Source organism: Nocardioides sp. AE5 (genome assembly GCF_031844485.1).
Lineage (GTDB): Bacteria > Actinomycetota > Actinomycetes > Propionibacteriales > Nocardioidaceae > Nocardioides.
This window is the reverse complement of sequence record NZ_JAUZVI010000013.1, coordinates 81,219-103,166: the sequence shown is the minus strand read 5'-3', so window position 1 is coordinate 103,166 and position 21,948 is coordinate 81,219. Positions and strand designations below refer to the sequence as shown.

Annotated in this window: 26 protein-coding genes; 20 read left to right on the top strand and 6 right to left on the bottom strand. The window is 69.3% G+C overall.

Annotation, left to right across the window (positions count from 1 at the left end; all coding sequences use genetic code 11):
* Position 1 precedes the first annotated feature (1 nt).
* From Q9R27_RS16875 to Q9R27_RS16830, 10 genes are read left to right on the top strand one after another with little or no spacing between them, the layout of a single operon-like run.
* Complete coding sequence (locus Q9R27_RS16875) at positions 2-706, top strand: metalloregulator ArsR/SmtB family transcription factor (RefSeq protein ID WP_311253570.1); 705 nt, start codon at positions 2-4, stop codon at positions 704-706.
* Positions 706-2,133: a Fe-S cluster assembly protein SufB gene (gene sufB / locus Q9R27_RS16870; protein WP_311253569.1), complete on the top strand. Its 1,428-nt coding sequence runs from the start codon at positions 706-708 to the stop codon at positions 2,131-2,133. Before Q9R27_RS16875 ends, sufB begins: the two co-directional genes overlap by 1 nt.
* A 54-nt stretch (positions 2,134-2,187) precedes the next feature.
* Complete coding sequence (sufD, locus tag Q9R27_RS16865) at positions 2,188-3,357, top strand: Fe-S cluster assembly protein SufD (RefSeq protein ID WP_311253568.1); 1,170 nt, start codon at positions 2,188-2,190, stop codon at positions 3,355-3,357.
* Complete coding sequence (locus Q9R27_RS16860) at positions 3,357-3,692, top strand: non-heme iron oxygenase ferredoxin subunit (protein WP_311253567.1); 336 nt, start codon at positions 3,357-3,359, stop codon at positions 3,690-3,692. Before sufD ends, Q9R27_RS16860 begins: the two co-directional genes overlap by 1 nt.
* A 32-nt stretch (positions 3,693-3,724) precedes the next feature.
* Positions 3,725-4,483, top strand: coding sequence for a Fe-S cluster assembly ATPase SufC (gene sufC / locus Q9R27_RS16855; RefSeq protein ID WP_311253566.1), 759 nt, complete (start codon positions 3,725-3,727; stop codon positions 4,481-4,483).
* Positions 4,483-5,754 carry a cysteine desulfurase gene (locus tag Q9R27_RS16850; protein ID WP_311253565.1) on the top strand — a complete coding sequence of 424 codons (1,272 nt, stop codon included), beginning with the start codon at positions 4,483-4,485 and terminating at the stop codon, positions 5,752-5,754. The genes sufC and Q9R27_RS16850 overlap by 1 nt, the downstream gene beginning before the upstream one ends.
* Before the next feature lie 4 nt (positions 5,755-5,758).
* Positions 5,759-6,241: a Fe-S cluster assembly sulfur transfer protein SufU gene (gene sufU, locus Q9R27_RS16845; RefSeq protein ID WP_311253564.1), complete on the top strand. Its 483-nt coding sequence runs from the start codon at positions 5,759-5,761 to the stop codon at positions 6,239-6,241.
* Positions 6,234-6,587, top strand: coding sequence for a metal-sulfur cluster assembly factor (locus Q9R27_RS16840; protein ID WP_311253563.1), 354 nt, complete (start codon positions 6,234-6,236; stop codon positions 6,585-6,587). Before sufU ends, Q9R27_RS16840 begins: the two co-directional genes overlap by 8 nt.
* A 16-nt stretch (positions 6,588-6,603) precedes the next feature.
* Positions 6,604-7,209: an acVLRF1 family peptidyl-tRNA hydrolase gene (locus Q9R27_RS16835; RefSeq protein WP_311253562.1), complete on the top strand. Its 606-nt coding sequence runs from the start codon at positions 6,604-6,606 to the stop codon at positions 7,207-7,209.
* A 20-nt stretch (positions 7,210-7,229) separates the two neighbouring features.
* Positions 7,230-8,126: a phosphotransferase gene (locus tag Q9R27_RS16830; RefSeq protein WP_311253561.1), complete on the top strand. Its 897-nt coding sequence runs from the start codon at positions 7,230-7,232 to the stop codon at positions 8,124-8,126.
* A 10-nt stretch (positions 8,127-8,136) separates the two neighbouring features.
* On the opposite strand, the gene Q9R27_RS16825 is transcribed toward Q9R27_RS16830, so the two are convergent.
* Positions 8,137-9,024: a neutral zinc metallopeptidase gene (locus Q9R27_RS16825; protein ID WP_311253560.1), complete on the bottom strand. Its 888-nt coding sequence runs from the start codon at positions 9,022-9,024 to the stop codon at positions 8,137-8,139.
* A 68-nt stretch (positions 9,025-9,092) separates the two neighbouring features.
* On the opposite strand from Q9R27_RS16825, the gene abc-f reads away from it, so the two are divergent.
* Positions 9,093-10,691 carry a ribosomal protection-like ABC-F family protein gene (abc-f, locus tag Q9R27_RS16820; RefSeq protein WP_311253559.1) on the top strand — a complete coding sequence of 533 codons (1,599 nt, stop codon included), beginning with the start codon at positions 9,093-9,095 and terminating at the stop codon, positions 10,689-10,691.
* A gap of 13 nt (positions 10,692-10,704) precedes the next feature.
* On the top strand, positions 10,705-12,588 hold the full coding sequence (locus Q9R27_RS16815) for an ABC transporter ATP-binding protein (RefSeq protein WP_311253558.1): 1,884 nt from the start codon (positions 10,705-10,707) through the stop codon (positions 12,586-12,588).
* Here Q9R27_RS16815 and Q9R27_RS16810 read toward each other — a convergent pair.
* Positions 12,573-13,352, bottom strand: coding sequence for an SURF1 family protein (locus tag Q9R27_RS16810; protein WP_311253557.1), 780 nt, complete (start codon positions 13,350-13,352; stop codon positions 12,573-12,575). The two genes, Q9R27_RS16815 and Q9R27_RS16810, sit on opposite strands and share 16 nt — an antisense overlap.
* 58 nt (positions 13,353-13,410) lie before the next feature.
* Here Q9R27_RS16810 and moaA point away from each other — a divergent pair, with 58 nt between their 5' ends.
* Positions 13,411-14,400: a GTP 3',8-cyclase MoaA gene (gene moaA / locus Q9R27_RS16805; protein ID WP_311253556.1), complete on the top strand. Its 990-nt coding sequence runs from the start codon at positions 13,411-13,413 to the stop codon at positions 14,398-14,400.
* Here the strand turns inward: moaA and Q9R27_RS16800 are convergent.
* On the bottom strand, positions 14,383-14,589 hold the full coding sequence (locus Q9R27_RS16800) for an acetone carboxylase (protein WP_311253555.1): 207 nt from the start codon (positions 14,587-14,589) through the stop codon (positions 14,383-14,385). The two genes, moaA and Q9R27_RS16800, sit on opposite strands and share 18 nt — an antisense overlap.
* A gap of 145 nt (positions 14,590-14,734) precedes the next feature.
* The gene (locus tag Q9R27_RS16795) at positions 14,735-15,034 is read right to left on the bottom strand and encodes a DUF3099 domain-containing protein (RefSeq protein WP_311253554.1); all 300 of its coding nucleotides are present in this window, start codon (positions 15,032-15,034) and stop codon (positions 14,735-14,737) included.
* 63 nt (positions 15,035-15,097) lie between these two features.
* Between Q9R27_RS16795 and Q9R27_RS16790 the strand changes: the two genes are divergently transcribed.
* From Q9R27_RS16790 to sixA, 4 genes are all read left to right on the top strand, one after another.
* A complete protein-coding gene (locus Q9R27_RS16790; RefSeq protein ID WP_311253553.1) occupies positions 15,098-15,310 on the top strand; it encodes a dodecin in 213 nt (70 codons plus the stop codon).
* An 82-nt stretch (positions 15,311-15,392) separates the two neighbouring features.
* Positions 15,393-16,097: a 3-oxoacyl-[acyl-carrier-protein] reductase gene (gene fabG / locus Q9R27_RS16785; RefSeq protein ID WP_311253552.1), complete on the top strand. Its 705-nt coding sequence runs from the start codon at positions 15,393-15,395 to the stop codon at positions 16,095-16,097.
* A 49-nt stretch (positions 16,098-16,146) separates the two neighbouring features.
* Positions 16,147-16,917 carry an enoyl-ACP reductase FabI gene (gene fabI, locus Q9R27_RS16780; protein ID WP_311253551.1) on the top strand — a complete coding sequence of 257 codons (771 nt, stop codon included), beginning with the start codon at positions 16,147-16,149 and terminating at the stop codon, positions 16,915-16,917.
* A gap of 34 nt (positions 16,918-16,951) precedes the next feature.
* Complete coding sequence (gene sixA, locus Q9R27_RS16775) at positions 16,952-17,464, top strand: phosphohistidine phosphatase SixA (RefSeq protein ID WP_311253550.1); 513 nt, start codon at positions 16,952-16,954, stop codon at positions 17,462-17,464.
* A 9-nt stretch (positions 17,465-17,473) separates the two neighbouring features.
* Here the strand turns inward: sixA and serB are convergent, their stop codons facing one another.
* Positions 17,474-18,694: a phosphoserine phosphatase SerB gene (gene serB, locus Q9R27_RS16770; RefSeq protein ID WP_311253549.1), complete on the bottom strand. Its 1,221-nt coding sequence runs from the start codon at positions 18,692-18,694 to the stop codon at positions 17,474-17,476.
* Positions 18,695-18,751: 57 nt separating this feature from the next.
* Positions 18,752-19,495, bottom strand: a complete 744-nt coding sequence (locus tag Q9R27_RS16765; protein ID WP_311253548.1) for a hypothetical protein — start codon at positions 19,493-19,495, stop codon at positions 18,752-18,754.
* 37 nt (positions 19,496-19,532) lie between these two features.
* Between Q9R27_RS16765 and Q9R27_RS16760 the strand changes: the two genes are divergently transcribed.
* From Q9R27_RS16760 to Q9R27_RS16750, 3 genes are read left to right on the top strand one after another with little or no spacing between them, the layout of a single operon-like run.
* Positions 19,533-20,345: an ABC transporter ATP-binding protein gene (locus Q9R27_RS16760; protein WP_311253547.1), complete on the top strand. Its 813-nt coding sequence runs from the start codon at positions 19,533-19,535 to the stop codon at positions 20,343-20,345.
* A gap of 9 nt (positions 20,346-20,354) precedes the next feature.
* Positions 20,355-20,816, top strand: a complete 462-nt coding sequence (locus Q9R27_RS16755) for an NfeD family protein (RefSeq protein WP_311253546.1) — start codon at positions 20,355-20,357, stop codon at positions 20,814-20,816.
* A 44-nt stretch (positions 20,817-20,860) separates the two neighbouring features.
* Entirely contained in the window at positions 20,861-21,946 is a 1,086-nt protein-coding gene (locus Q9R27_RS16750; protein ID WP_311253545.1) for an SPFH domain-containing protein, read from the top strand.
* Positions 21,947-21,948: the final 2 nt, after the last annotated feature.

Here is a 21,948-nt window from a genome sequence, read left to right as displayed (position 1 = left end):
TGTGGAATTGATCCGTGGCGCCGTCGTGTCCCCCGAGGGGGACGCTCCGACCCGTGCCCGCGTGGTCCGGATGATCCTGGAGAACGGACCGTCCACCGCTGCTGACCTGGCTGCCCGGCTCGAGTTGACGCCAGCCGCAGTCCGCCGCCACCTGGACCACCTGGTCGAGGAGGGAAGCGTCGAGTCGCGCGAGCAGCGCGTCTACGGCTCGCGGCGCCGGGGCCGACCGGCCCGGGTCTTCGCGCTCACCGACGCCGGCCGCGACGAGTTCGACCACCAGTACGACGCCCTGGCCGTGGATGCGCTCCGCTTCCTGGCCGAGCAGGGCGGCGATGAGGCCGTGACTGCCTTTGCGCAGCGCCGCGCCGCGATCATCGAGGAGGGCGTCACCGCCCTGCTCGCCGCGGAGCCCGACCTGGACCCGGTCGAGGCTGTGGCGCGGGTGCTCACCGACGGCGGCTATGCGGCAGCGGTGCGTGAGCATCCGGTGGCACAGCAGTTGTGCCAGCAGCACTGCCCGGTCTCCCAGGTGGCTGCCGAGTTCCCGCAATTGTGCGAGGCGGAGACCGAAGTCATCGGTCGACTGCTCGGCCGGCATGTCCAGCGCCTGGCCACGATCGCCCACGGCGACGGGGTCTGCACCACGAACATTCCGGACCTACCCACCCCACGAACCCAGAACCACGACAACCGCGAGGAGTCCTGATGACCGCCACCCCGAGCATCGAAGAGCTCAACCCCGAACTCAAGGGGATCGGACGCTATGAGTTCGGCTGGGCCGACAAGGACGATGCCGGCGCCAACGCGACACGCGGGCTGACGCCTGCCGTCGTCCAGGACATCTCGGAGAAGAAGAGCGAGCCGCAGTGGATGCTCGACCTGCGGATGAAGGGCCTCAAGCTCTTCGACCGCAAGCCGATGCCCAACTGGGGATCCGACCTGTCGGGGATCGACTTCGACAACATCAAGTACTTCGTCCGCTCCAGCGAGAAGCAGGCCACCAGCTGGGAGGACCTGCCCGAGGACATCAAGAACACCTACGACAAGCTCGGCATCCCGGAGGCGGAGAAGCAGCGCCTGGTCGCCGGTGTGGCCGCGCAATACGAATCCGAGGTCGTTTACCACTCGATCCGCGAGGACCTCGAGTCCCAGGGCGTGATCTTCGTTGACACCGACACCGCGCTGAAGGAGCACGAGGAACTCTTCAAGGAGTACTTCGGCACCGTGATCCCGGTCGGCGACAACAAGTTCGCCGCGCTGAACACCGCGGTCTGGTCCGGTGGCTCGTTCATCTACGTCCCCAAGGGCGTCCACGTGGACATCCCGCTGCAGGCGTACTTCCGGATCAACACCGAGAACATGGGCCAGTTCGAGCGTACCCTGATCATCGTCGACGAGGACGCCTACGTGCACTACGTCGAAGGGTGCACCGCACCGATCTACTCCTCGGACTCGCTGCACTCGGCGGTTGTCGAGATCATCATCAAGAAGGGTGGTCGCTGCCGCTACACGACGATCCAGAACTGGTCGAACAACGTGTACAACCTGGTCACCAAGCGGGCCACCTGTGAGGCCGGCGCCACGATGGAGTGGGTCGACGGCAACATCGGTTCCAAGGTCACCATGAAGTACCCGGCCGTCTACCTGATGGGCGAGCACGCCAAGGGGGAGACGCTCTCGATCGCCTTCGCCGGCGAGGGCCAGCACCAGGACGCAGGCGCCAAGATGGTCCACGCCGCGCCCAACACGTCCTCCTCGATCCTCTCCAAGTCGGTGGCGCGCGGTGGCGGCCGTTCGTCGTACCGTGGCCTGATCCAGGTCAACGAGGGTGCGCACGGATCGAAGTCGAACGTGCTCTGTGACGCCCTCCTGGTCGACCAGATCAGCCGTTCGGACACCTACCCGTACGTCGACATCCGCGAGGACGACGTCTCCATGGGCCACGAGGCGTCGGTCTCCAAGGTCTCCGAGGACCAGCTCTTCTACCTGATGAGCCGGGGGATGGCCGAGGACGAGGCAATGGCGATGATCGTGCGCGGGTTCGTCGAGCCGATCGCCAAGGAGCTCCCGATGGAGTACGCCCTGGAGCTGAACCGCCTGATCGAGCTGCAGATGGAAGGTGCCGTCGGCTGATCCAGCCCGGCACCCGACCATCGACAAGACCCAGAGACCACCAGGAAGCAAGAAGTGACTGTTACTGCTGAGAACGTGAGCGCGGCCCTCGAGGTCGACCGGGTGGAGAGCCACCTGAACCCACCGGCGTCGTACGACCTGGCCGACCACCCGCTGCCGAGCGGTCGCGAGGAGGTCTGGCGGTTCACCCCGCTCAAGCGGCTGCGCGGCATCCTCGACGGCGAGGCGTCCGACGCCTCCCTCGCCTGGGAGACCACGCTGCCCGAAGGTGTGACGCTCTCGACGATCACCGCCGCGGAAGCTCGGGAGATCGGCGAGGTCGCGCCCAACGAGCGGCCTGCGGCGCTGTCGGCGAGCCTCTCCGGCGGTGCGACGCTGGTCGACGTACCGGCGGACTTCGCCTCCGACGAGCCGATCGTGATCCGCCTCACCGGGTCCTCGGTCGACGACCTCGTGTGGGGGCAGGTCGTCTACCGCGTCGGCGCCCACGCCCGCGCCACGATCGTCCTGGTGCACACCGGTTCGGCACGCTATTCGGCGATCCAGTCCTTCCTGGTCGGCGACGGCGCGAACGTCAACGTGCTGAGCCTCCAGGACTGGGACGACGATGCCGTCCACCTCGGCCGTGACGCGATCCATGTCGGCCGCGACGCCTCGGTCAAGCACACCTCCGTCTCCTTCGGCGGTGACCTGGTCCGGATGCACGCCAACGTCGACTACGCCGGGCCGGGCGGCAACGCGGAACTGCTCGGGCTCTACTTCGCCGACGAGGGCCAGCACCTGGAGCACCGCCTCTTCGCCGACCACAACGCGCCGCACACCACGTCGAACGTGAACTACAAGGGCGCCCTGCAGGGCGATGGTGCACACACGGTGTGGATCGGCAACGTCCTGATCCGCAAGGTTGCCGAGGGCATCGAGACGTATGAGGAGAACCGCAACCTGATCCTCACCGACGGCACCCAGGCCGACTCCGTGCCCAACCTGGAGATCGAGACCGGTGAGATTGCCGGTGCCGGCCACGCCTCGGCGACCGCCCGGTTCGACGACGAGCAGCTTTTCTACCTGCGCTCGCGCGGCATCCCGGAGAAGGAGGCGCAGCGCCTGGTCGTGCACGGCTTCTTCAACGACCTGATCCGCAAGGTGGGCATCCCCTCGATCGAGGAGCAGCTGCTCGCCACCGTCGAGGCCGAGCTCGCCAAGAACGTCCTCAAGGACGCCTGATGGGATTCACCCGGGCCTGTGCAGCGGCCGACGTCCCCGGCGACGAGGCCCTCGGCGTCGTCATCGACGGGCTGGCGGTCGCCGTCGCCCGTGACGGCGACGACTTCTACGCCGTCCATGACCAGTGCTCGCACGCCAACGTCCCCCTCTCCGAGGGGGAGGTGGCGGACTGCACCATCGAATGCTGGCTGCACGGCTCGACCTTCGACCTCAAGACCGGCAAGCCGACGATCCTGCCGGCCACTGAGCCGATCGCGACCTTCGCGGTCGAGCTCCGCGGCGACGACGTGTACGTCGACACCGAGACGTCCCTCAACGGCATCCGTCCCGCCTGACCACCCGAACTTCAGCAGAAAGAGAAGAAGAGATGAGCACCCTCGAGATCAACGACCTCCACGTCACCGTGGAGACCGAAGACGGCCCCAAGGAGATCCTGAAGGGCGTCACGCTGACCATCAAGGACGGCGAGACCCACGCGATCATGGGCCCGAACGGTTCCGGCAAGTCGACGCTGGCCTATTCCATCGCCGGGCACCCGAAGTACACCGTCACCGGCGGCACCGTGAAGCTGGACGGCGAGGACGTCCTCGAGATGTCCGTCGACGAGCGGGCCCGCGCCGGCCTCTTCCTGGCCATGCAGTACCCGGTCGAGGTCCCGGGTGTCTCTGTTTCCAACTTCCTGCGCACCGCCAAGACCGCCATCGACGGCGAGGCGCCCAAGCTGCGGACCTGGGTGAAGGACGTCAACACCACCCTGGACAAGCTCGACCTGGACGCCACCTTCGCCCAGCGCTCGGTGAACGAGGGCTTCTCCGGTGGGGAGAAGAAGCGCCACGAGATCGCCCAGCTGGAGCTCCTCGACCCCAAGGTCGCCGTGCTGGACGAGACCGACTCCGGCCTGGACATCGACGCGCTCAAGGTGGTCTCCGACGGGGTGAACCGGTTCGCCGAGGCCAAGGACAAGGGCGTCCTGCTGATCACGCACTACACTCGGATCCTGCGCTACATCAAGCCCGACTTCGTCCACGTCTTCGTCGCCGGCAAGGTCGCCGAGTCCGGTGGTCCCGAGCTCGCGGACGAGCTGGAGGCGCACGGCTACGACAAGTACCTCAAGGCAGCCGTCTGATGGAGGGCCTCCTCGGCGAGCTCGAGATGATCCGGGCCGACTTCCCGATCCTCGAGCGGACCATGGTCGGCGGCCTGCCGCTGGTCTACCTCGACAGTGCCAACACGTCGCAGAAGCCGCAGGTGGTGATCGACACCATGGTCGACCACCTGGAGCGCCACAACGCGAACGTGGCCCGCGCCATGCACCAGCTCGGCGCGGAGGCCTCGGAAGCCTTCGAGACCGCACGCGACAAGGTCGCGGCCTTCATCAATGCGCCTTCGCGCGACGAGGTCATCTTCACCAAGAACGCCTCCGAGGCACTCAACCTCGTCGCCAACACCCTGGCCTGGGCCAAGGGCGACTGGAGCGACCGCGTCGGTGCCCTGGGCGAGGGCGACGAGGTGCTGATCACCGAGATGGAGCACCACTCCAACATCGTCCCGTGGCAGTTGCTCACCGAGCGCACCGGGGCCACCTTGCGCTGGATCGGGCTCACCGACTCCGGTGAACTCGACCTGTCGAACATCGACGAACTGATCAACGAGCGGACCCGTGTCGTCTCCCTGACCTGGGTCTCCAACATGCTCGGCACGATCAACCCCGTGCGGGAGATCGCGGACCGGGCACATGCGGCCGGCGCGCTGGTCGTCGTCGACGCCTCCCAGTCGGTGCCGCAGATGCCCGTCGACGTCCGCGAGTGCGGAGCCGACCTGCTCGCCTTCACCGGGCACAAGGTCGTCGGGCCCACCGGGATCGGCGTGCTCTGGGGTCGGCGCGAGGTGCTCGACCAGTTGCCGCCCTTCCTCGGCGGCGGCGAGATGATCGAGACCGTCACCATGGAGCGCAGCACCTACGCGGGGATCCCGCACAAGTTCGAGGCCGGTACGCCGCCGATCGTCGAGGCCGTCGGGCTCGGCGCTGCGGTGGAATACCTCGGCCACGTGGGCATGGCGGCGATCCGCGACCACGAGCACGCGATCACGGCGTACGCACTCGAGGGGCTGGCGACCATCAAGGGACTGACCGTCCTGGGCCCGCTGGATGCGTCCCGGCGTGGGGGAGCGATCTCCTTCGAACTCGACGGAGTGCACCCGCACGACGTCGCCCAGGTCCTCGACTCCCGCGGTGTCGCCGTCCGGGCCGGGCACCACTGCGCGAAGCCCGCGCACAAGCGCTTCGACGTACAGAGCTCGACTCGCGCCTCGTCGTACCTCTACACCACTCCGGCAGAGATCGACGCGCTCATCGAAGCCCTGAACTACACCCGCTCCTACTTCAAGCTGGGATGACCCGATGAACCAGGACCTGGACACGCTCTACCAGGAAATCATCCTCGACCACTACAAGAACCCCCTCAACGCGGGCCTGCGCGAACCGTTCGAGGCCGAGGTGCACCACGTCAACCCGAGTTGCGGCGACGAGGTGACCCTGCGGGTGCACCTGGCCGGCGACCAGGTCGCAGACATCTCCTACGACGCCGAGGGCTGCTCGATCTCGCAGGCGTCCGCCTCGGTGATGACCGACCTGCTGATCGGCAAGTCGGTGGAGGAAGCCATGTCCGTCCTGGGCACCTTCCAGGAGCTGATGCAGGGGCGCGGCACCGTCGAGCCGGACGAAGACGTCCTCGAGGACGGCATTGCCTTCGCCGGAGTGGCGAAGTTCCCGGCCCGGGTCAAGTGCGCCCTGCTCTCGTGGATGGCCTGGAAGGACGCCACCGCGCAGATCGTTTCCGTAGACTCGCAGAACACCCCCATCAAGGAGGACTCCGATGGCTGACCACAGCGACATCACCGAGGCGCCCGCTGGCGGAACGGCGGTCAGTGCCGACGACGTCACCGAAGCGATGAAGGACGTCGTCGACCCCGAACTCGGGATCAACGTCGTCGACCTCGGCCTGGTCTACGGCGTCCATGTCGATGAGTCGTCCAACGCCGTCATCGACATGACCCTCACCTCGGCAGCCTGCCCGTTGACCGACGTGATCCAGGACCAGACCACCAGCGCCTTGGAGGGCCTGGTCAACGACGTCGCGATCAACTGGGTGTGGATGCCGCCGTGGGGGCCGGACAAGATCACCGACGACGGCCGCGAGCAGTTGCGCGCGCTCGGCTTCAACGTCTGAGGATCTTCACGCTCCGATGACGTCGCTGACGGTGCCACCGACCCGGTTGCACCGTTGGGTGGAGAACTTCACCGCCCGGCACGGGGCCACCGCCCTCGCCGTGGTGGCTGGTGCGCTGACCGGCCGGGCAGAGGACGGGTCCAGTTTCACGGCCCACTTGCCGTTCGATCGCCCGTACGACGACGCACCCGAGGTGGACCTGCTGGTCGCGGCTTGTACGCCGCCGGAGCAGTGGGGTGTCCTGTTGGTGCGCAAGGGCGGATTCGCCGTCGCCCGCCTGCGTGGCGGCGACGTGGTCGAGTCCAAGGTCGGGCAGCGCCACGTCCAGGGACGCACCAAGGCGGGCGGCCAGAGCCAGCAGCGCTTCGCCCGGCGCCGCGACAACCAGGCCCGGCAGGCCTACGCCGCCGCGGCGGGGCACGCGGTGCGGATCCTGTCCGGGACGGAACTGGTGGTCACCGGTGGTGACCGGAGCGCGATCAGCGAGGTGCTCGACCACCCAGGACTGGCGCACCTGCGCCCCTGCTCCGAGGTGCTTGCCGTCGCCGATCCGCGCCGAGCAGTGCTGGAAAGCGCCATCATCGACGCGATGTCTGTCAGGATGACGGTCGTCAACACCTGAGCGCACCCCAGGGAGCCTCCATGTGGGAACCCGGACCCGGCTGGCAACGCCTCCCCGGTGGCATGGGTACGTCGACCCTCGGCGTCTGGCGCGACGGCGACCGGGTGATCAAGCGGATCCAGGCACCCCTGCCCGGCGATCCTGGTGAACTCAGTGACCCGATGCACTTCGCCTGGTGGCGCCGCGCCGCCGATGTCGCGCTTTCCGGGGTCGTGGACGGCACGACCGGACTGCGCGCCGTGGTGACCATGGCGGTGGACGAGGACGACACGGGGATCACCCTGTGCCACGAGCACGTGGAGGCATCCGCGCTGCCGGGACCGTTCCTGGCCCGCGCCCTGGGCCGCTTCGGCGACAACCCGATCCCCGACGTTGCGTGGTTGGCCCGTGACCAGCTGGCTGCCCGCCTGGCCCGGGTCGACCGGAGGGGTGGGTGGACGACCCTCGCCCGGACCACGGTTGCCGATGTCGCCGACCGGTTGTGGCAGTTGCGTGCGGTGCACCTGGAGCGGATCGCGGCGCTGCCGCTCGTGCTGCAGCACGGCGACCCGGTGCCGGGGAACCTGCTCCAACGCCGCGGGGACGACGTGGTGGCCATCGACTGGTCCACGCTGGGTGCCGGCCCGGTTGGTGCCGACCTGGGCTACCTGGCGCTGAGTGCCCGGGAGGACTTCCCGGTGCTGGCCGAGGCGTACGCCGACGGTCTGCCGGTTGGCCTGGCCACTCCCGAGCAGGTGGTGCTGGGGGCGAGCGTGAACGCGGTCTACACCGCTTTCACCCGTGCCGACTGGGCGCTGGCCAGGGTTGCCGACGGGCCGGGGGCGCTTGCCGGCAAGTATCGGCATCCCAGCGTCGCGCCATACCTGCGCAGCGTGCAGCGGCTCTTCGGCCAGGTGGAGGCACTACTCCAGGTCTAGCGCCGGGGCTTCACCAGATGTCGCACGCGGAGAAGTTGCCTGACTCGAAACCGCGCTTGAACCACTCCATCCGCTGCTGGGACGAGCCGTGGGTCCACGAACCCGTGTCGACCCGGCCGCCGGTGACCTCCTGGATGTGGTCGTCGCCGACGGTGTAGGCCGCGGAGAGCGCCTCCTGGATGTCCGCGTCATCAATCTCGGAGAAGATCGCCACCCCGGATCCGTCCTCGGTCGACTCGGCAGCCCGCGCCCACAGCCCGGCGTAGCAGTCGGCCTGCAGTTCCAGCTTCACCGCATCGCTGTCCGGTCCCTGCTGGGTCCTGACGTTCTCCATCTGGCCAGTCAGCCGCTGGATGTGGTGGCCGTATTCATGGCCCAGCACGTAGGGCTCCACGAAATCGCCGCCCTTGCCACCGAGCTGCCCCTCGAGCACCTGGTCGAAGAAGGTCGGGTCGAGGTAGATCGTCAGGTCACCGGGGCAGTAGAACGGGCCGACCGCGGAGGATGCCTGCCCGCACGCGGTGGAGACCTGCCCGGAGAAGGTGACGATCGGCGCCACCCGGAAGTTGGACACGCTGGACTCCGATGCCCAGAACGCCTCCAGGGAGAGGGCGACGGCCTTGCGGGCACAGTCCTCGTCCTTGTTGGCGTCATCCCCGGTGAGGCAGTGCTCGTACGCCGTTTCGTCGCCTGCCTGGCTGTTGCCGTCGGGCCCGCCGGGCATCACCGGGATGTTCACGCCGGCGCACTGCTGGACGAGGAAGAGCAGGATCACTGCGATGATCGCCAGGCCCCCGCCACCGGCGGCCATACCGCTGGGCATCGGCATGCGGCCACCGCCACCGCGCGAGCCACTGACCTGGCCGGAACCGATGCTGGCCTTGGGGTTGAAGCGCATGGCTCTTCCTTCCTGGTGCCACAGCGATGAACGGCAGCCGCCGTACCGCCCGTAGACTAGCGAGCGAAATGATCACCGCCCAGCAACTTGAGGTTCGTGCCGGTGCTCGCCTCCTGATGGAGGACGTCAACTTCCGCGTGGCGGCCGGTGACAAGGTCGGTCTCGTGGGACGCAACGGAGCAGGCAAGACCACCCTGACCAAGATCCTCGCCGGAGAGGCCCAGCCCGCCTCCGGCAACGTGCTGACCTCCGGCGAGGTCGGCTACTTGCCCCAGGACCCCCGCACCGGAGACCCCGAGGTCCTGGCGATGGAGCGGATCCTCTCCGCCCGCGGCCTGGACGACGTGGTCCGCAGGCTGCGCGAGGCCGAGAAGCAGATGGCCTCCGAGGACCCCGTCGTGGCCGAACGCGCGATGAAGCGCTATGCCCGCGCCGACAACGAACTCCATGCCGGGGGCGGTTATGCCGCCGAGTCGGAGGCGGCCACGATCGCCAGCAGCCTGGGCATCGAGGACCGGATCCTGCAACAGCCCCTGAAGACGCTCTCCGGTGGACAGCGACGTCGCGTCGAACTGGCGCGGATCCTCTTCTCCGGTGCCGAGACGATGCTGCTCGACGAACCGACGAACCACCTCGATGTGGACTCGATCGTGTGGCTACGCCAGTTCCTGAAGGGGTATGCCGGCGGCCTGATCGTGATCAGCCACGACAACGACCTGCTCGAGGACACCGTCAACAAGGTACTCCACCTGGACGCCAACCGGGCGACGATCGACGTCTACAACATGGGCTGGAAGCACTACCTCAAGCAGCGCGAGACCGACGAGCGCCGGCGCAAGCGTGAACGGGCCAACGCCGAGTCGAAGGCGAAGACGCTCACCGACCAGGCGAACCGGATGCGGGCCAAGGCAAGCAAGGCATCGGCTGCCCAGTCGATGCTCAAGCGGGCCGAGAAGATGATGGCGGGCGTGGAGGCCGAGCGTGCCGCCGACAAGGTGGCCAGGATCAAGTTCCCGGCACCGGCCCCGTGTGGGAAGACGCCGCTCACCGCCGAGGAACTCTCCCGCTCCTATGGCTCGCTCGAGGTGTTCACCGACGTGGACCTGGCCATCGACCGGGGGAGCCGCGTGGTGATCCTCGGCTTCAACGGTGCCGGCAAGACCACCCTGCTGCGCATCCTGGCCGGGATCGACGAACCCGACACGGGCCGGGTCGTCGCCGGCCACGGCCTCAAGGTGGGCTACTACGCCCAGGAGCACGAGACCCTCGACGTACGGCGTACGGTGCTGGAGAACATGCAGTCCGCAGCACCCCAGTTGACCGACACCGAGGCCCGCAGCGTGCTGGGTTCCTTCCTCTTCTCCGGAGATGATGCGCACAAGCCCGCCGGCGTCCTCTCCGGCGGCGAGAAGACCCGGCTGGCGCTGGCCAGCCTGGTCGTTTCCAGCGCCAACGTGCTCCTCCTCGACGAGCCCACCAACAACCTCGACCCCGCCTCGCGTGAGGAGGTGCTGGCCGCGATCCGCACCTATGAGGGCGCGATCGTGCTGGTCACCCACGACGAGGGCGCGGTGCGGGCGCTGGAACCGGATCGTGTGCTCCTGCTCCCCGACGGGGACGAGGACCTGTGGAGCGACGACTACGCCGACCTGATCTCCCTGGCCTGAGCGGGGCGGCGACATGTCGGGCATGACGGGGATGGGCGCCACCTGGCGCAACCTGCGCACGGACCGCTCCATCGCCAACCAGTCACTGGCACCGCACACCCTGCGCCGTGTGCTCGGCTTTGCCCGTCCCCACCGCAGGCTGCTCGCCGGATTCCTCGCGATCACCGTGGTCGAGTCGCTGCTCGTGGTGGTCACCCCGCTGCTGGTGCAGCGACTCGTCGACGACGGCGTCCTGGCCGGGAACACCACGGTCGTGGTCCGGATCGCCGTCGCCATGGCGGTGGCGGCACTCTTCAGCGGCGCCCTGATGGTGGTGAGCGCCTGGTTCTCCGCCCGCATCGGCGAGGGGCTCATCCTCGACCTGCGGACCCGGGTCTTCGCCCACGTCCAGCGCCAGTCGCTGGCCTTCTTCACCCGCACCCAGACCGGTGCCCTGGTCTCCCGGCTCAACAATGACGTCGTGGGTGCGCAGCGAGCCTTCACCTCCACGCTGTCCAGCACCGTGTCGAACACCATCTCGGTGGTGGTGGTCGGCATCGCGATGCTCGCGCTCAGCTGGCAGGTGACCCTGCTCTGCCTGCTCCTCTTCCCGGTGCTGCTCCTCGCGTCACGGTGGGTGGCGCACAGCCTGGCCGGGCTCACCCGCGAGCAGATGGACGGCAACGCGGACCTGGGCAACATGATGACCGAGCGGTTCAACGTTGCCGGCGCGCTGTTGCTCAAGCTCTTCGGGCGGGCCGAGGAGGAGGATGCCCGCTTCGCCGCGCGGGCCACGCGGTTGCGCGACCTGGGCGTCCGGATCTCGCTCATCACGCGCCTCTTCGCGGCCGTGATGATGACCGTCCCTGCCCTGGCCACCGCGCTGGTCTATGGCGTGGGCGGGTGGATGGCGATCCGCCAGGACCTGAGCGTCGGCACCATGCTCGCCCTGGCCACGTTGCTCCTGCGCCTCCTCGGGCCGCTGCAGGGCCTGTCCAACGTGAGGATCGACGTGATGACGGCGCTGGTCAGCTTCGAGCGCGTCTTCGAAGTCCTCGACCTGCCCCGGCAGGTCCAGGAGCGTCCCGACCCGGTGCGGCTGGAACCCGGACCGACCAGCATCGAGTTCGACGACGTCTCGTTCAGCTACCCGAGCGCCGAGGACACCTCCCTGGCCTCCCTGGAACTGCTCGCCCGCGTCCCTGCCGGCGACGGTGGCCCAGTGCTGCGCCACGTCAGCTTCACGGCGCAGCCGGGCCAGATGATCGCCCTGGTCGGCCCCTCCGGTGCCGGCAAGACGACCGTGAGCCACCTGGTCGCCCGGCTGTACGACGCCAGCGCCGGCGTGGTCCGGGTCGGAGGGCACGACGTACGGGACCTGGCCCTGGACTCACTCGAGGCCGCTGTCGGCTACGTGACGCAGGATCCACACCTGTTCCACGACACCATCCGCGCCAACCTGCTCTACGCCCGCCCCGACGCCGAGGAAGCAGACCTGTGGCGCGCCCTGGAGCAAGCCGTCGTCGCCGACCTGGTGCGGTCGCTGCCCAGCGGGCTGGACACCGTCGTCGGGGACCGCGGATATCGCCTCTCCGGCGGCGAACGCCAACGGCTGGCGATTGCCCGCCTGCTGCTCAAGGCGCCCGACATCGTGGTCCTCGACGAGGCGACCGCGCACCTGGACTCCGGCTCCGAGGCAGCCGTCCAGGAGGCGCTGGACGCTGCCCTGCAGGGGCGCACCTCGCTGGTCATCGCGCACCGGCTCTCCACGGTACGCCGCGCCGACCGGATCCTGGTCCTGGTCGACGGCCGCATCGTGGAGTCCGGCACCCACGCCGACCTGCTCGCCGCCGGCGGCACCTATGCCGGGTTGCACCGGACCCAACTGGTGGACGACTCGGCTCAGCGCACCCGCTGAGCCGGGGGACGGCGACGGCCGGGACGGGCCGGGCGCTTCTTGCCACGCACCTCGTCGATGGTGAGCCAGATGAAGCCCCCGATGGCCATCAGGCCGAAGAACCACCATTGCAGGCCGTAGAAGAAGTGCGGACCGTTACCCATCTCCGGAAGGCCTGAGTGGGCCAGGGGTGTCTCCGGCTCGGGGTCCTCGGTGTCCAGCACCACGAAGCCCTGGTGGGCCGTGAGGTCGAGTGCCTCGGCAATGTTGACGCTGTTGATCGCCCGGGTCGACTGGTCGGCAACCCGCGCCGAGTCGCCCTCGGCGTCCACGCGCACCCACCCGGTGACCGTCACCTCGCCGGCGGGCGGGTCAGGAACGGCATCGGCGGAGGTCGTGCCCCGGTTGTCGGTGGCCACCCAGCCACGGTCGACCAGCACGGCCGGTCCTGACGCGGGAACGAGTGGGACGACCACGTTCACACCAGCCACGCCGTCCCGGGTCCGGTAGCGGACGACCACGGTGCTTGCCACGTCGTAGGTGCCGGTCGCGGTGACATGCGTCCACTCGTCGGCGGCGTCCAGCGGATGCTCGGGGGAGAGCACCTCGGCCACGGGCATGGGCGCGGCATGGGCGTTGCGCTCGATGATCGCGTTGCTCTCCTGACGGTCGTCGAGTCGGTGGAACTGCCACTGGCCGAGCATCCATGCCACCCAACTGAGCAGGAGCACGGTAGCCAGGAAGAGTATCCACCGGCGGCTCAGCAGGAACGACAGCGATCTCACACCGGAAGGCTATCCGGCCACACCGACAGCGCCATGGGCGGGCGCCTACGATGGGGGCATGGAACTCGGTGACGCGTGGGGGAGGGTGGCGACCGACCTGCGGGTCTCGTTGACCGACCGCTGCAACCTGCGTTGCTCCTACTGCATGCCGGCCGAGGGATTGGCGTGGCTGCCCGGTGAGGAGGTGCTCACCGATGACGAGGTGGTGCGCCTGGTCGACATCGCCACCCGGCTCCTCGGCGTCCGTGCGGTCCGCTTCACCGGGGGAGAACCCCTGGTACGCCGCGGACTCGTCCCGATCATCGCGGCCACGTCCGCGCTGGACCAGCGTCCCGAGATCGCGATGACCACGAACGGGTTGGGCCTGGCCCGCACGGCCCCCGCCCTGGCCGCGGCCGGGCTGGACCGGATCAACGTCTCGCTGGACACCATCCGCCCGGACACCTTCGCGACGATCACGCGACGGGACCGGATCGCCGACGTACTGGAGGGGCTGCGGGCCGCGCAGCATGCCGGGATCACGCCGATCAAGGTGAACGCGGTGCTCCTGCGGGGCATCAACGACGACCAGGCCCCGGAGCTGCTGGCGTGGGCGATGGCCGAGGGCCACCAGCTCCGCTTCATCGAACAGATGCCCCTCGATGCGCAGCATGCGTGGCACCGGGAAGCAATGATCACCGCGGACGAGACGCTGACCCTGCTGGAGAAGGAACACGTCCTCACCCCGATCACCGAGGGCAGGGGAGCGGCTCCGGCCGAGGAGTTCCTGGTCGATGGCGGCCCGGCAACCGTCGGCATCATCGCCTCGGTCACCCGACCGTTCTGCGGTGCCTGCAACCGGGTGCGGCTCACCGCCGATGGCCAGGTGCGCAACTGCCTCTTCGCCCGGACCGAGTCCGACCTGCGTACGCCGCTGCGCGATGGTGCGACCGACCAGGAACTGGCCGCACTGTGGGTCCAGGCGGTGCTCCCGAAGCTGCCCGGGCACGGGATCGACGACCCGGCCTTCCTGCAGCCGGCCCGGCCGATGTCAGCGATCGGCGGCTGAGTCGACCGCCTCCACGTCGCGCAGGAACTCACGCGCGGCGAGGAAGTCGGACAGGTGCTGCCGGTGCGCCTCGCAGGCCAGCCAGGCCTTGCGACGCTCGGGGTCGTGGATCTTCGGGTTGTTCCACAGCAGCGTCCATGCGGCTGGCTCCTGGCAACCCTTCGCGGAGCAGATCAGCACCTCGTCCACGGTTCCTCCTCATCGGTTGCCGGCGCCGCCGGAAAGGCGAATGCCGGACGGCCACGGGGGGAAGCCGTCCGGCATCGCAGTTGGGCCCGAACGGGGGTGGTGGGCCCACGCCCAAGGATGTCACGGCGCGCCCCGGGAACCAACCTCAGGATCCACCCAGTTCGCGGCCGAGCCAGTCCGGGCCGCGCGGGGGCGTGTCGTCGTTGCGCGTCGGTGTCTTGCTGGCGAAGACGACAGCCAGGTACGGCAACACCACGGCGCCCACGATCAGCACCCACCGCAGCCATCCCGGGCCCACGAAGATCGCGCCGGCGAAGCATGCGGTCCTCACGGCCATCGAGATCAGGTAGCGGCGTTGCCGACCGGCGACTTCTTCCTTGCCCGACGGTGCCGCCGTGGTGATCCGGACGGCTGCCGGCTGCCGTCGGTCCTCCCGTGCGCCCATGGTCCGAGTGTACGTCGGTAGGCTCACCGGTGATTCGCCAGCCAACCCCTGCAGGAGGACTCCATGAGCAACCGCACCTACCGCGTCACCGAGATCGTCGGCACTTCTCCGGACGGGATCGACCAGGCCATCCGCAACGGCATCCAGCGGGCCACGCAGACCCTGCGCCACGTGGACTGGTTCGAGATGACCCAGGTCCGCGGGCAGGTCAAGGACGGCGAGATCGAGCACTTCCAGGTCGGCCTCAAGCTGGGCTTCCGCCTCGAGGACGACTGAGTTGCCGCCGCCGGTGTCGGGTACTGGACAGTAGCCACACCTGATTGGGACTACGCGGCAGTAATCTCTAGCGTCATCTGGCGTGAGCAGATCCGTACTCGTCACCGGCGGCAACCGCGGCATCGGCCGCGCCCTCGCCCAGGCGTTCCTCGACCAGGGCGACAAGGTTGCCGTCACCACCCGCAACGGCGGTGCGCCCGAGGGCGCCCTCGACGTCCGGTGCGACATCACCGATGCTGCCCAGGTGGACGCGGCGTTCACCGAGATCGAGGCGGCACACGGCCCGGTCGAGGTCCTGATCGCCAACGCCGGCGTCACCCGCGACACCCTCCTGCTCCGGATGAGCGACGACGACTGGGACGCGGTGATCGAGACGAACCTGACCGGGACCTTCCGGGTCACCAAGCGCGCCGCCAAGGGCATGCTGCGCCTGCGGCGCGGCCGGATCATCCTGATCTCCTCCGTGGTCGGCCTCCTCGGATCGCCGGGGCAGGTCAACTACGCCGCCTCCAAGGCAGGCCTCGTCGGCATGGCGCGTTCACTGGCCCGCGAACTCGGTTCGCGTTCCATCACCACCAACGTGGTGGCCCCCGGCTTCGTGCAGACGGACATGACCGACGTCCTGCCCGAGGAGCAGAAGGCGGCCTACCAGGCCCAGATCCCGCTCGGCCGCTTCGCGGACGTCGACGACGTGGTCGGCGCGGTGACCTGGCTGGCCAGCGACGGCGCTGCCTATGTCACCGGGGCCGTGATCCCGGTCGACGGCGGCCTCGGCATGGGCCACTGAGGCTGCAGCGGACCGACACTTTTCTTCGACACGGACAGGAAGCAGGAAGATGGGCATTCTCGAGGGCAAGCGGATTCTGGTTGCCGGGGTGACGATGGACAGTTCGATCGGATTCGCGGTCGCCAAGGTCGCCCAGGAGCAGGGCGCCACCGTCCTGATCTCCAACTTCGGCCGAGCGCTGGGCATCACCCGGAGGATCGCCAAGCGGCTCCCGGTCGAGCCCGTGGTCCTGGAACTCGACGTCACCGACGAGGAGCACCTGGCCGGCCTGGCCGACGCGGTCCGCGAGCACGTCGACGGCCTCGACGGCGTGGTCCACTCGATCGCCTATGGCAACCCCGAGACCCTGCTCGGGGGCAACTTCCTCGACGGCCCCTGGCCGGACGTTGCCCAGGCGGTTCAGGTCTCGGCGTACTCACTGAAGTCGCTCGCCACCGCCACCCGTCCGCTGATGGGGGAGGGCGGCTCGATCGTCGGCCTCACCTTCGACGCCACCGTGGCCTGGCCGGCGTACGACTGGATGGGCGTGGCCAAGGCCGGCCTGGAGTCCACCTCCCGCTACCTGGCCCGCGACCTGGGACCGGACGGCATCCGCTGCAACCTCGTCTCCGCCGGCCCGCTGCGCACCCTGGCCGCCAAGGCGATCCCCGGGTTCGGCGACCTGGAGGAGATGTGGGGGACCCGTGCCCCGCTGGGTTGGGACAACACCGACCAGGAGCCGACGGCGCGGGCAGTGGTCGCGTTGCTCTCGGACTTCTTCGGCGCGACCACGGGCGAGATCGTCCACGTCGACGGTGGCTTCCACGCCATGGGCGCCTGAGGCACCGCTTGACCCACGGTGGCACCATTCCAGCGTGAACACCGTGTCCCGTCGCCTGGTCCTCGTGCGCCACGGCCAGGCCGAACCGATGGCGGCCACCGACCATGCGCGCGCCCTGACCACCTCGGGGCGCACGGCCGCGCACCGGGTCGGCGCCTGGCTGCGTGAGCAGGGCATCGAGGCTGATGGTGCGCTGCACTCCTCGGCCACCCGCACCACCCAGACCTGGGAGGAGGTGCGCGATGCTGCCGGCTTCACCTGCCCTGCCGAGGCCAGCGATGCCGCCTATGGCGCCGAGCCGGACTCGCTCCTGGACATCCTCCGCGGCACCGGGGAAGGGGTGGGGACCCTCGTCATGGTCGGCCACAATCCGACGATCAGCTACCTCGCCCAGTGGCTCGACGGTGGCGGCGGTGACCCGGAGGCCACCCAGCAGATGCTCATCGGGTTCAACACGGCGGCCTCTGCCGTGCTGGCGTGGGACGGATCATGGCAGGACCTCGTCCCTGGCACCTGTGACGTGGTGGCGTTCCGGCCGGGTTCCTGACCCGGCGCCTCAGACCGGTGGGGCCGGCGTGATGATCCCTGCCGCCTCGTCGGCGGCCTCGACCTCTTCGCGGGAGATCCCCAGCAGGTACATGATCGTGTCGAGGTAGGGCACGTTCACCGCGGTGTCGGCCGCCTCCTGGACGACCGGCTTGGCGTTGTAGGCAATGCCCAGGCCGGCGGCGTTGAGCATGTCGAGGTCATTGGCCCCGTCACCGATAGCGATGACCGACGCCTCGCTGATCCCGACCTGGGCCGCGAAGTCGCGCAGCGCCTCCGCCTTGCCGGCGCGGTCGATGACCGGGCCGACGATCCGGCCGGTCAGCCGGCCGTCGACCACCTCGAGCTCGTTGGCGCGGGCGAAGTCGAAGCCGAGGTCGGCCGCGAGCCGGTCCGTGATCTGCGTGAACCCGCCGGAGACCATGGCGAAGCGGTAGCCGAGGCGCTTCAGGGTGCGGACCATGGTCCGGGCCCCGGGGGCGAGCAGGATGGACTCGTAGACGCTGTCGAACGCGTCGGCGTCGATCCCCTCCAGCAAGGCCACCCGCTGCCGCAGCGACGCCTCGAAGTCGAGCTCGCCCCGCATCGCCTCCTCGGTGATCCGGGCAACCTCGGCCTCGCAGCCGGCGTGGCTGGCGAGCATCTCGATCACCTCGCCCTGGACCAGGGTGGAGTCGACATCCATCACGATCAGCCGCATCCCGCGGCGGAGGAGGGATTCCGGTTGCACGGCCACGTCGATGCCCTGGCGGGCGGCCTCGCGGGCCAGGCGGCTGCGCAGCACGTCGGTCTCGACGCCGGAGACGTGGAGTTCCAGGGCGGTGACCGGATAGCGCGCCATCCGTTCGATCCGGTCGATGTTGCCGCCGGAGTCGGCGATCCGCCCGGTGATGGCGCCCAGTGCGCCTGCCTTGAGGGGCGCGCCCAGCACGGTGACGTGGCTGCGCCCGTCACGGCGCCGCTTGTTGTCGCCCGTGCCCCGGTCGACCTCGACGCTCATCCCGAGTTCCTCGGCCCGCGCCTCGACCTGGTCGCGCAACTTGCGCCAGTCCCGCGGCGCGGTGACGAGCAGGCCGAGGATGAGCCGGCGGCGCAGCACGATCTGCTCCAGGTCCAGCACCTCGACGCCGGCCCGGGCCAGCGTCTCGAGCATGCCCGACGTCACCCCGGGGCGGTCCTTGCCGGTCAGGGTGATCAGCAGCGTCTTGGGAGTCTGGTCGGGCGCGTTCATGACAGGGATGAGGTTAGTGGGCGTCGTCGTGGCGCCGCCGCCCGGACCGCCCCGTGGTCAGGCCGGCTCCGGTGGCCACACCTCGGGGGAGCAGGCGGCAACCATCGCCCGGCGACCGGCGCGGGCCAGTGGCTGCAGTGCCGCCGTGCGGGCCTGGGCCTGGCGGGCCGAGACCGCGGCACCGTCGTCGGCCAGGGCCAGGTCCACGATCGCCAATGCCTGGCTCGCCCGGCCGGCCAGGTCGACAGCACGGGACGGCGTACCGGCAGGAGCGGCGTACGACGGCGACCGGTGCAGGGACATCAACTCGTCGGCGACCTCGGGCCGCCAGCGCGCCACGTCGAGGTCGACCAGCGCATCCGCGGACGCGCTGATCGACCGGCGCAGGTTCCGGTCCGCCGTGCCCAGGTCGTCCAGGGGGCGTCGGTCAGCCGGGACGGCCTGCCACACGACGCCCGCTCCCGCCCGGTGCGGGACCAGGCCCAGCCCCGCGCCCGCCAGCACGACTGCCTCACCTGCCGCCAGGGCGAGGGCGTTGAACCCGGCCGGTCCACCGAGGCCGACCAGGTCCCCGGCGACCGGCAGCGCCAGACCCGCGGAGACGGCGCCGCTGCGACGGATCGGGCCCAGCGCCAGCAGCAGCGGTTCCGGCTCGGTGCCGCCGTCGAGGCCGGTCACATGATGCGCGGCATCCCCGTCCAGGACGGCGGCGAAGAGGTCATCGGGGGAGATCCGGCCACCCAGCCAAGCGGTCAGCCACCAGGCCATCCGCGCCGAGTCGATCGCAACGCGTCGGGACATGGCGCGAAAGCCTACGCCGGGTCGATAGGGTGCTCCCATGGCCGCCGTACTCGAGTTCGCCGAAGTGACGGTCCGCCGTGGGCAGACGACCCTGCTCGACGGGGTGAACTGGACCGTCGAGGAGGATGAGCGCTGGGTGGTGCTCGGCCCCAACGGGGCCGGCAAGACCACCCTGTTGCAGGTTGCCGCGGCCCAGATGCATCCCACCAGTGGCGTGGCGGGCATCCTGGACGAAGTGCTCGGGACCGTGGACGTCTTCGACCTCAGGCCCCGGATCGGGGTCTCCAGCGCGGCACTTGCCGAGCGCATCCCGCGCACGGAACTGGTCCGCGACGTCGTGGTCTCCGCGTCGTACGGGGTGACGGGCCGGTGGCGCGAGGAGTACGACGACCTGGACCACGAGCGTGCCGAACAGTTGCTGGTCGAACTCGGCGGGGAACGGCTGCTGGACCGGACCTTCGGCACCCTGAGCGAGGGGGAGCGCAAGCGGGTCCAGATCGCCCGGGCGCTGATGACCGACCCGGAACTGCTGCTCCTCGACGAGCCGGCTGCCGGCCTCGACCTCGGCGGGCGTGAGGACCTGGTCTCCACGCTGTCGGTCCTGGCCCATGACGAGATGGCGCCCGCCACGGTCCTGGTCTCCCACCACGTCGAGGAGATCCCGCCCGGCTTCACCCACGCCATGCTGCTGCGTGAGGGCAAGGTGGTCGCTGCCGGACCCGTTGAGCGGGTGATCACGGCCGAACTGCTGAGCACCACGTTCGCGATGCCGCTCGTGGTGCACCACGAGGACGGACGGTTCAGCGCCCGGCGCCGCAGCCGCGCCCACCTCGGCGCCGGACAGGGATAGGGTCTTCGCATGGACTGGTTGCGCGATCACGCCTGGGAGACCTGGCTCGGCCTGACCATCGTGCTCGGCGTGCTGGAGATGCTCAGCCTGGACTTCGTCCTGCTGATGCTCGCCGCCGGCGCCGCGGTCGGCATGGTTGCTGCCCTGCTCGGTGCACCGCTGATCCTGCAGGTGCTGCTCGCTGCCGGCGCTGCCGCGGCCTCCCTGGTCCTGGTCCGCCCCTCCGTGGTGAAGCGGATGCACTCGGGCCCCGAGTTGAAGACCGGCCACGCCAAGCTGGTGGGGGAGCGTGGCGTCGTGCTCAACGAGATCACCTCCACCCACGGTGGCCTGATCAAGCTCTCCGGCGAGGAGTGGACGGCCCGGCCGTACGACGAATCCCTGGTGATCGGCGTGGGCGAGGCCGTCGAGGTGCTCGAGATCCGGGGCGCGACCGCCTTCGTGCACCCCGTGCCGCGGCTGGAGTCGTGACCGGTCGCTAGGGTCGTCACCACCAGAACGTCGAAAGGAAGAACATGGGCACAGCACTCCTGGTCCTTGCAGTCCTGGTCATCTTGCTGGTGGTCGTCGCGCTCACCAAGACCATCCGGATCATCCCGCAGGCCCGCGCCGGCATCGTCGAGCGCTTCGGCAAGTACAAGGGATCCCTCCCTGCCGGGCTGAACGTGGTGGTGCCGTTCGTGGACAAGGTCCGCTACGTCATCGACCTGCGTGAGCAGGTCGTCTCGTTCCCGCCCCAGCCGGTGATCACCGAGGACAACCTGGTCGTCTCCATCGACACGGTCATCTACTTCCAGGTCACCGACCCGGTGGCCGCGACGTACGAGATCGCCAACTACATCCAGGCCGTCGAGCAACTGACCATGACCACCCTGCGCAACATCGTTGGTGGGATGGACCTCGAGGAGACCCTGACCAGCCGCGACGCGATCAACTCGCGCCTGCGCGGCGTCCTCGACGAGGCCACCGGCAAGTGGGGCATCCGGGTCAACCGCGTCGAGTTGAAGGGGATCGACCCGCCGCCCTCCATCAAGGACTCGATGGAGAAGCAGATGCGGGCCGACCGCGACAAGCGTGCCGCGATCCTCACCGCCGAGGGTGAGCGCCAGTCGGCGATCCTGACCGCCGAGGGTGCCAAGCAGTCCGCCATCCTCAACGCGGAGGGTGATCGCGAGTCGCAGATCCTCCGTGCCCAGGCCGACCGGGAGGCCGCGATCCTGCGGGCCCAGGGTGAGGGCCAGGCGATCCAGACGGTCTTCCAGGCGATCCACGACGGGCGCCCGGACCAGTCCCTGCTCGCCTACCAGTACCTGCAGATGATGCCGAAGATCGCCGAGGGTGACGCCAACAAGGTGTGGATCGTGCCCTCCGAGATCGGCAAGGCACTGGAGGGCCTGGGATCGACCATGAACAGCCTGCAGGGCATCCCGGACGACGTCGAGGGCCCCCGGGTCCGCGTCGACATGGGATCGAGCGAGCCCGCTGTGCCCGAAGCCGCGGACAGCACGCTCTCCAGCGCCCACGCGGCGGTCGAGGAGGCCATCGCCGAGGCGAAGGGCGCTGCGGTCGGCAACGACCGGGAGGCTCCGCCGCAACAGTGAGG

What these genes read in the sequence shown, in the direction of transcription:
- sufB (WP_311253569.1), top strand. Translation starts at nt 706, where the DNA reads ATGACCGCCACCCCGAGCATCGAAGAGCTCAACCCCGAACTCAAGGGG.
- Q9R27_RS16860 (WP_311253567.1), top strand. Translation starts at nt 3,357, where the DNA reads ATGGGATTCACCCGGGCCTGTGCAGCGGCCGACGTCCCCGGCGACGAG.
- sufC (WP_311253566.1), top strand. Translation starts at nt 3,725, where the DNA reads ATGAGCACCCTCGAGATCAACGACCTCCACGTCACCGTGGAGACCGAA.
- Q9R27_RS16850 (WP_311253565.1), top strand. Translation starts at nt 4,483, where the DNA reads ATGGAGGGCCTCCTCGGCGAGCTCGAGATGATCCGGGCCGACTTCCCG.
- sufU (WP_311253564.1), top strand. Translation starts at nt 5,759, where the DNA reads ATGAACCAGGACCTGGACACGCTCTACCAGGAAATCATCCTCGACCAC.
- Q9R27_RS16840 (WP_311253563.1), top strand. Translation starts at nt 6,234, where the DNA reads ATGGCTGACCACAGCGACATCACCGAGGCGCCCGCTGGCGGAACGGCG.
- Q9R27_RS16835 (WP_311253562.1), top strand. Translation starts at nt 6,604, where the DNA reads ATGACGTCGCTGACGGTGCCACCGACCCGGTTGCACCGTTGGGTGGAG.
- Q9R27_RS16830 (WP_311253561.1), top strand. Translation starts at nt 7,230, where the DNA reads ATGTGGGAACCCGGACCCGGCTGGCAACGCCTCCCCGGTGGCATGGGT.
- Q9R27_RS16825 (WP_311253560.1), bottom strand. Translation starts at nt 9,024, where the DNA reads ATGCGCTTCAACCCCAAGGCCAGCATCGGTTCCGGCCAGGTCAGTGGC.
- abc-f (WP_311253559.1), top strand. Translation starts at nt 9,093, where the DNA reads ATGATCACCGCCCAGCAACTTGAGGTTCGTGCCGGTGCTCGCCTCCTG.
- Q9R27_RS16815 (WP_311253558.1), top strand. Translation starts at nt 10,705, where the DNA reads ATGTCGGGCATGACGGGGATGGGCGCCACCTGGCGCAACCTGCGCACG.
- moaA (WP_311253556.1), top strand. Translation starts at nt 13,411, where the DNA reads ATGGAACTCGGTGACGCGTGGGGGAGGGTGGCGACCGACCTGCGGGTC.
- Q9R27_RS16795 (WP_311253554.1), bottom strand. Translation starts at nt 15,034, where the DNA reads ATGGGCGCACGGGAGGACCGACGGCAGCCGGCAGCCGTCCGGATCACC.
- Q9R27_RS16790 (WP_311253553.1), top strand. Translation starts at nt 15,098, where the DNA reads ATGAGCAACCGCACCTACCGCGTCACCGAGATCGTCGGCACTTCTCCG.
- fabI (WP_311253551.1), top strand. Translation starts at nt 16,147, where the DNA reads ATGGGCATTCTCGAGGGCAAGCGGATTCTGGTTGCCGGGGTGACGATG.
- serB (WP_311253549.1), bottom strand. Translation starts at nt 18,694, where the DNA reads ATGAACGCGCCCGACCAGACTCCCAAGACGCTGCTGATCACCCTGACC.
- Q9R27_RS16765 (WP_311253548.1), bottom strand. Translation starts at nt 19,495, where the DNA reads ATGTCCCGACGCGTTGCGATCGACTCGGCGCGGATGGCCTGGTGGCTG.
- Q9R27_RS16760 (WP_311253547.1), top strand. Translation starts at nt 19,533, where the DNA reads ATGGCCGCCGTACTCGAGTTCGCCGAAGTGACGGTCCGCCGTGGGCAG.
- Q9R27_RS16755 (WP_311253546.1), top strand. Translation starts at nt 20,355, where the DNA reads ATGGACTGGTTGCGCGATCACGCCTGGGAGACCTGGCTCGGCCTGACC.
- Q9R27_RS16750 (WP_311253545.1), top strand. Translation starts at nt 20,861, where the DNA reads ATGGGCACAGCACTCCTGGTCCTTGCAGTCCTGGTCATCTTGCTGGTG.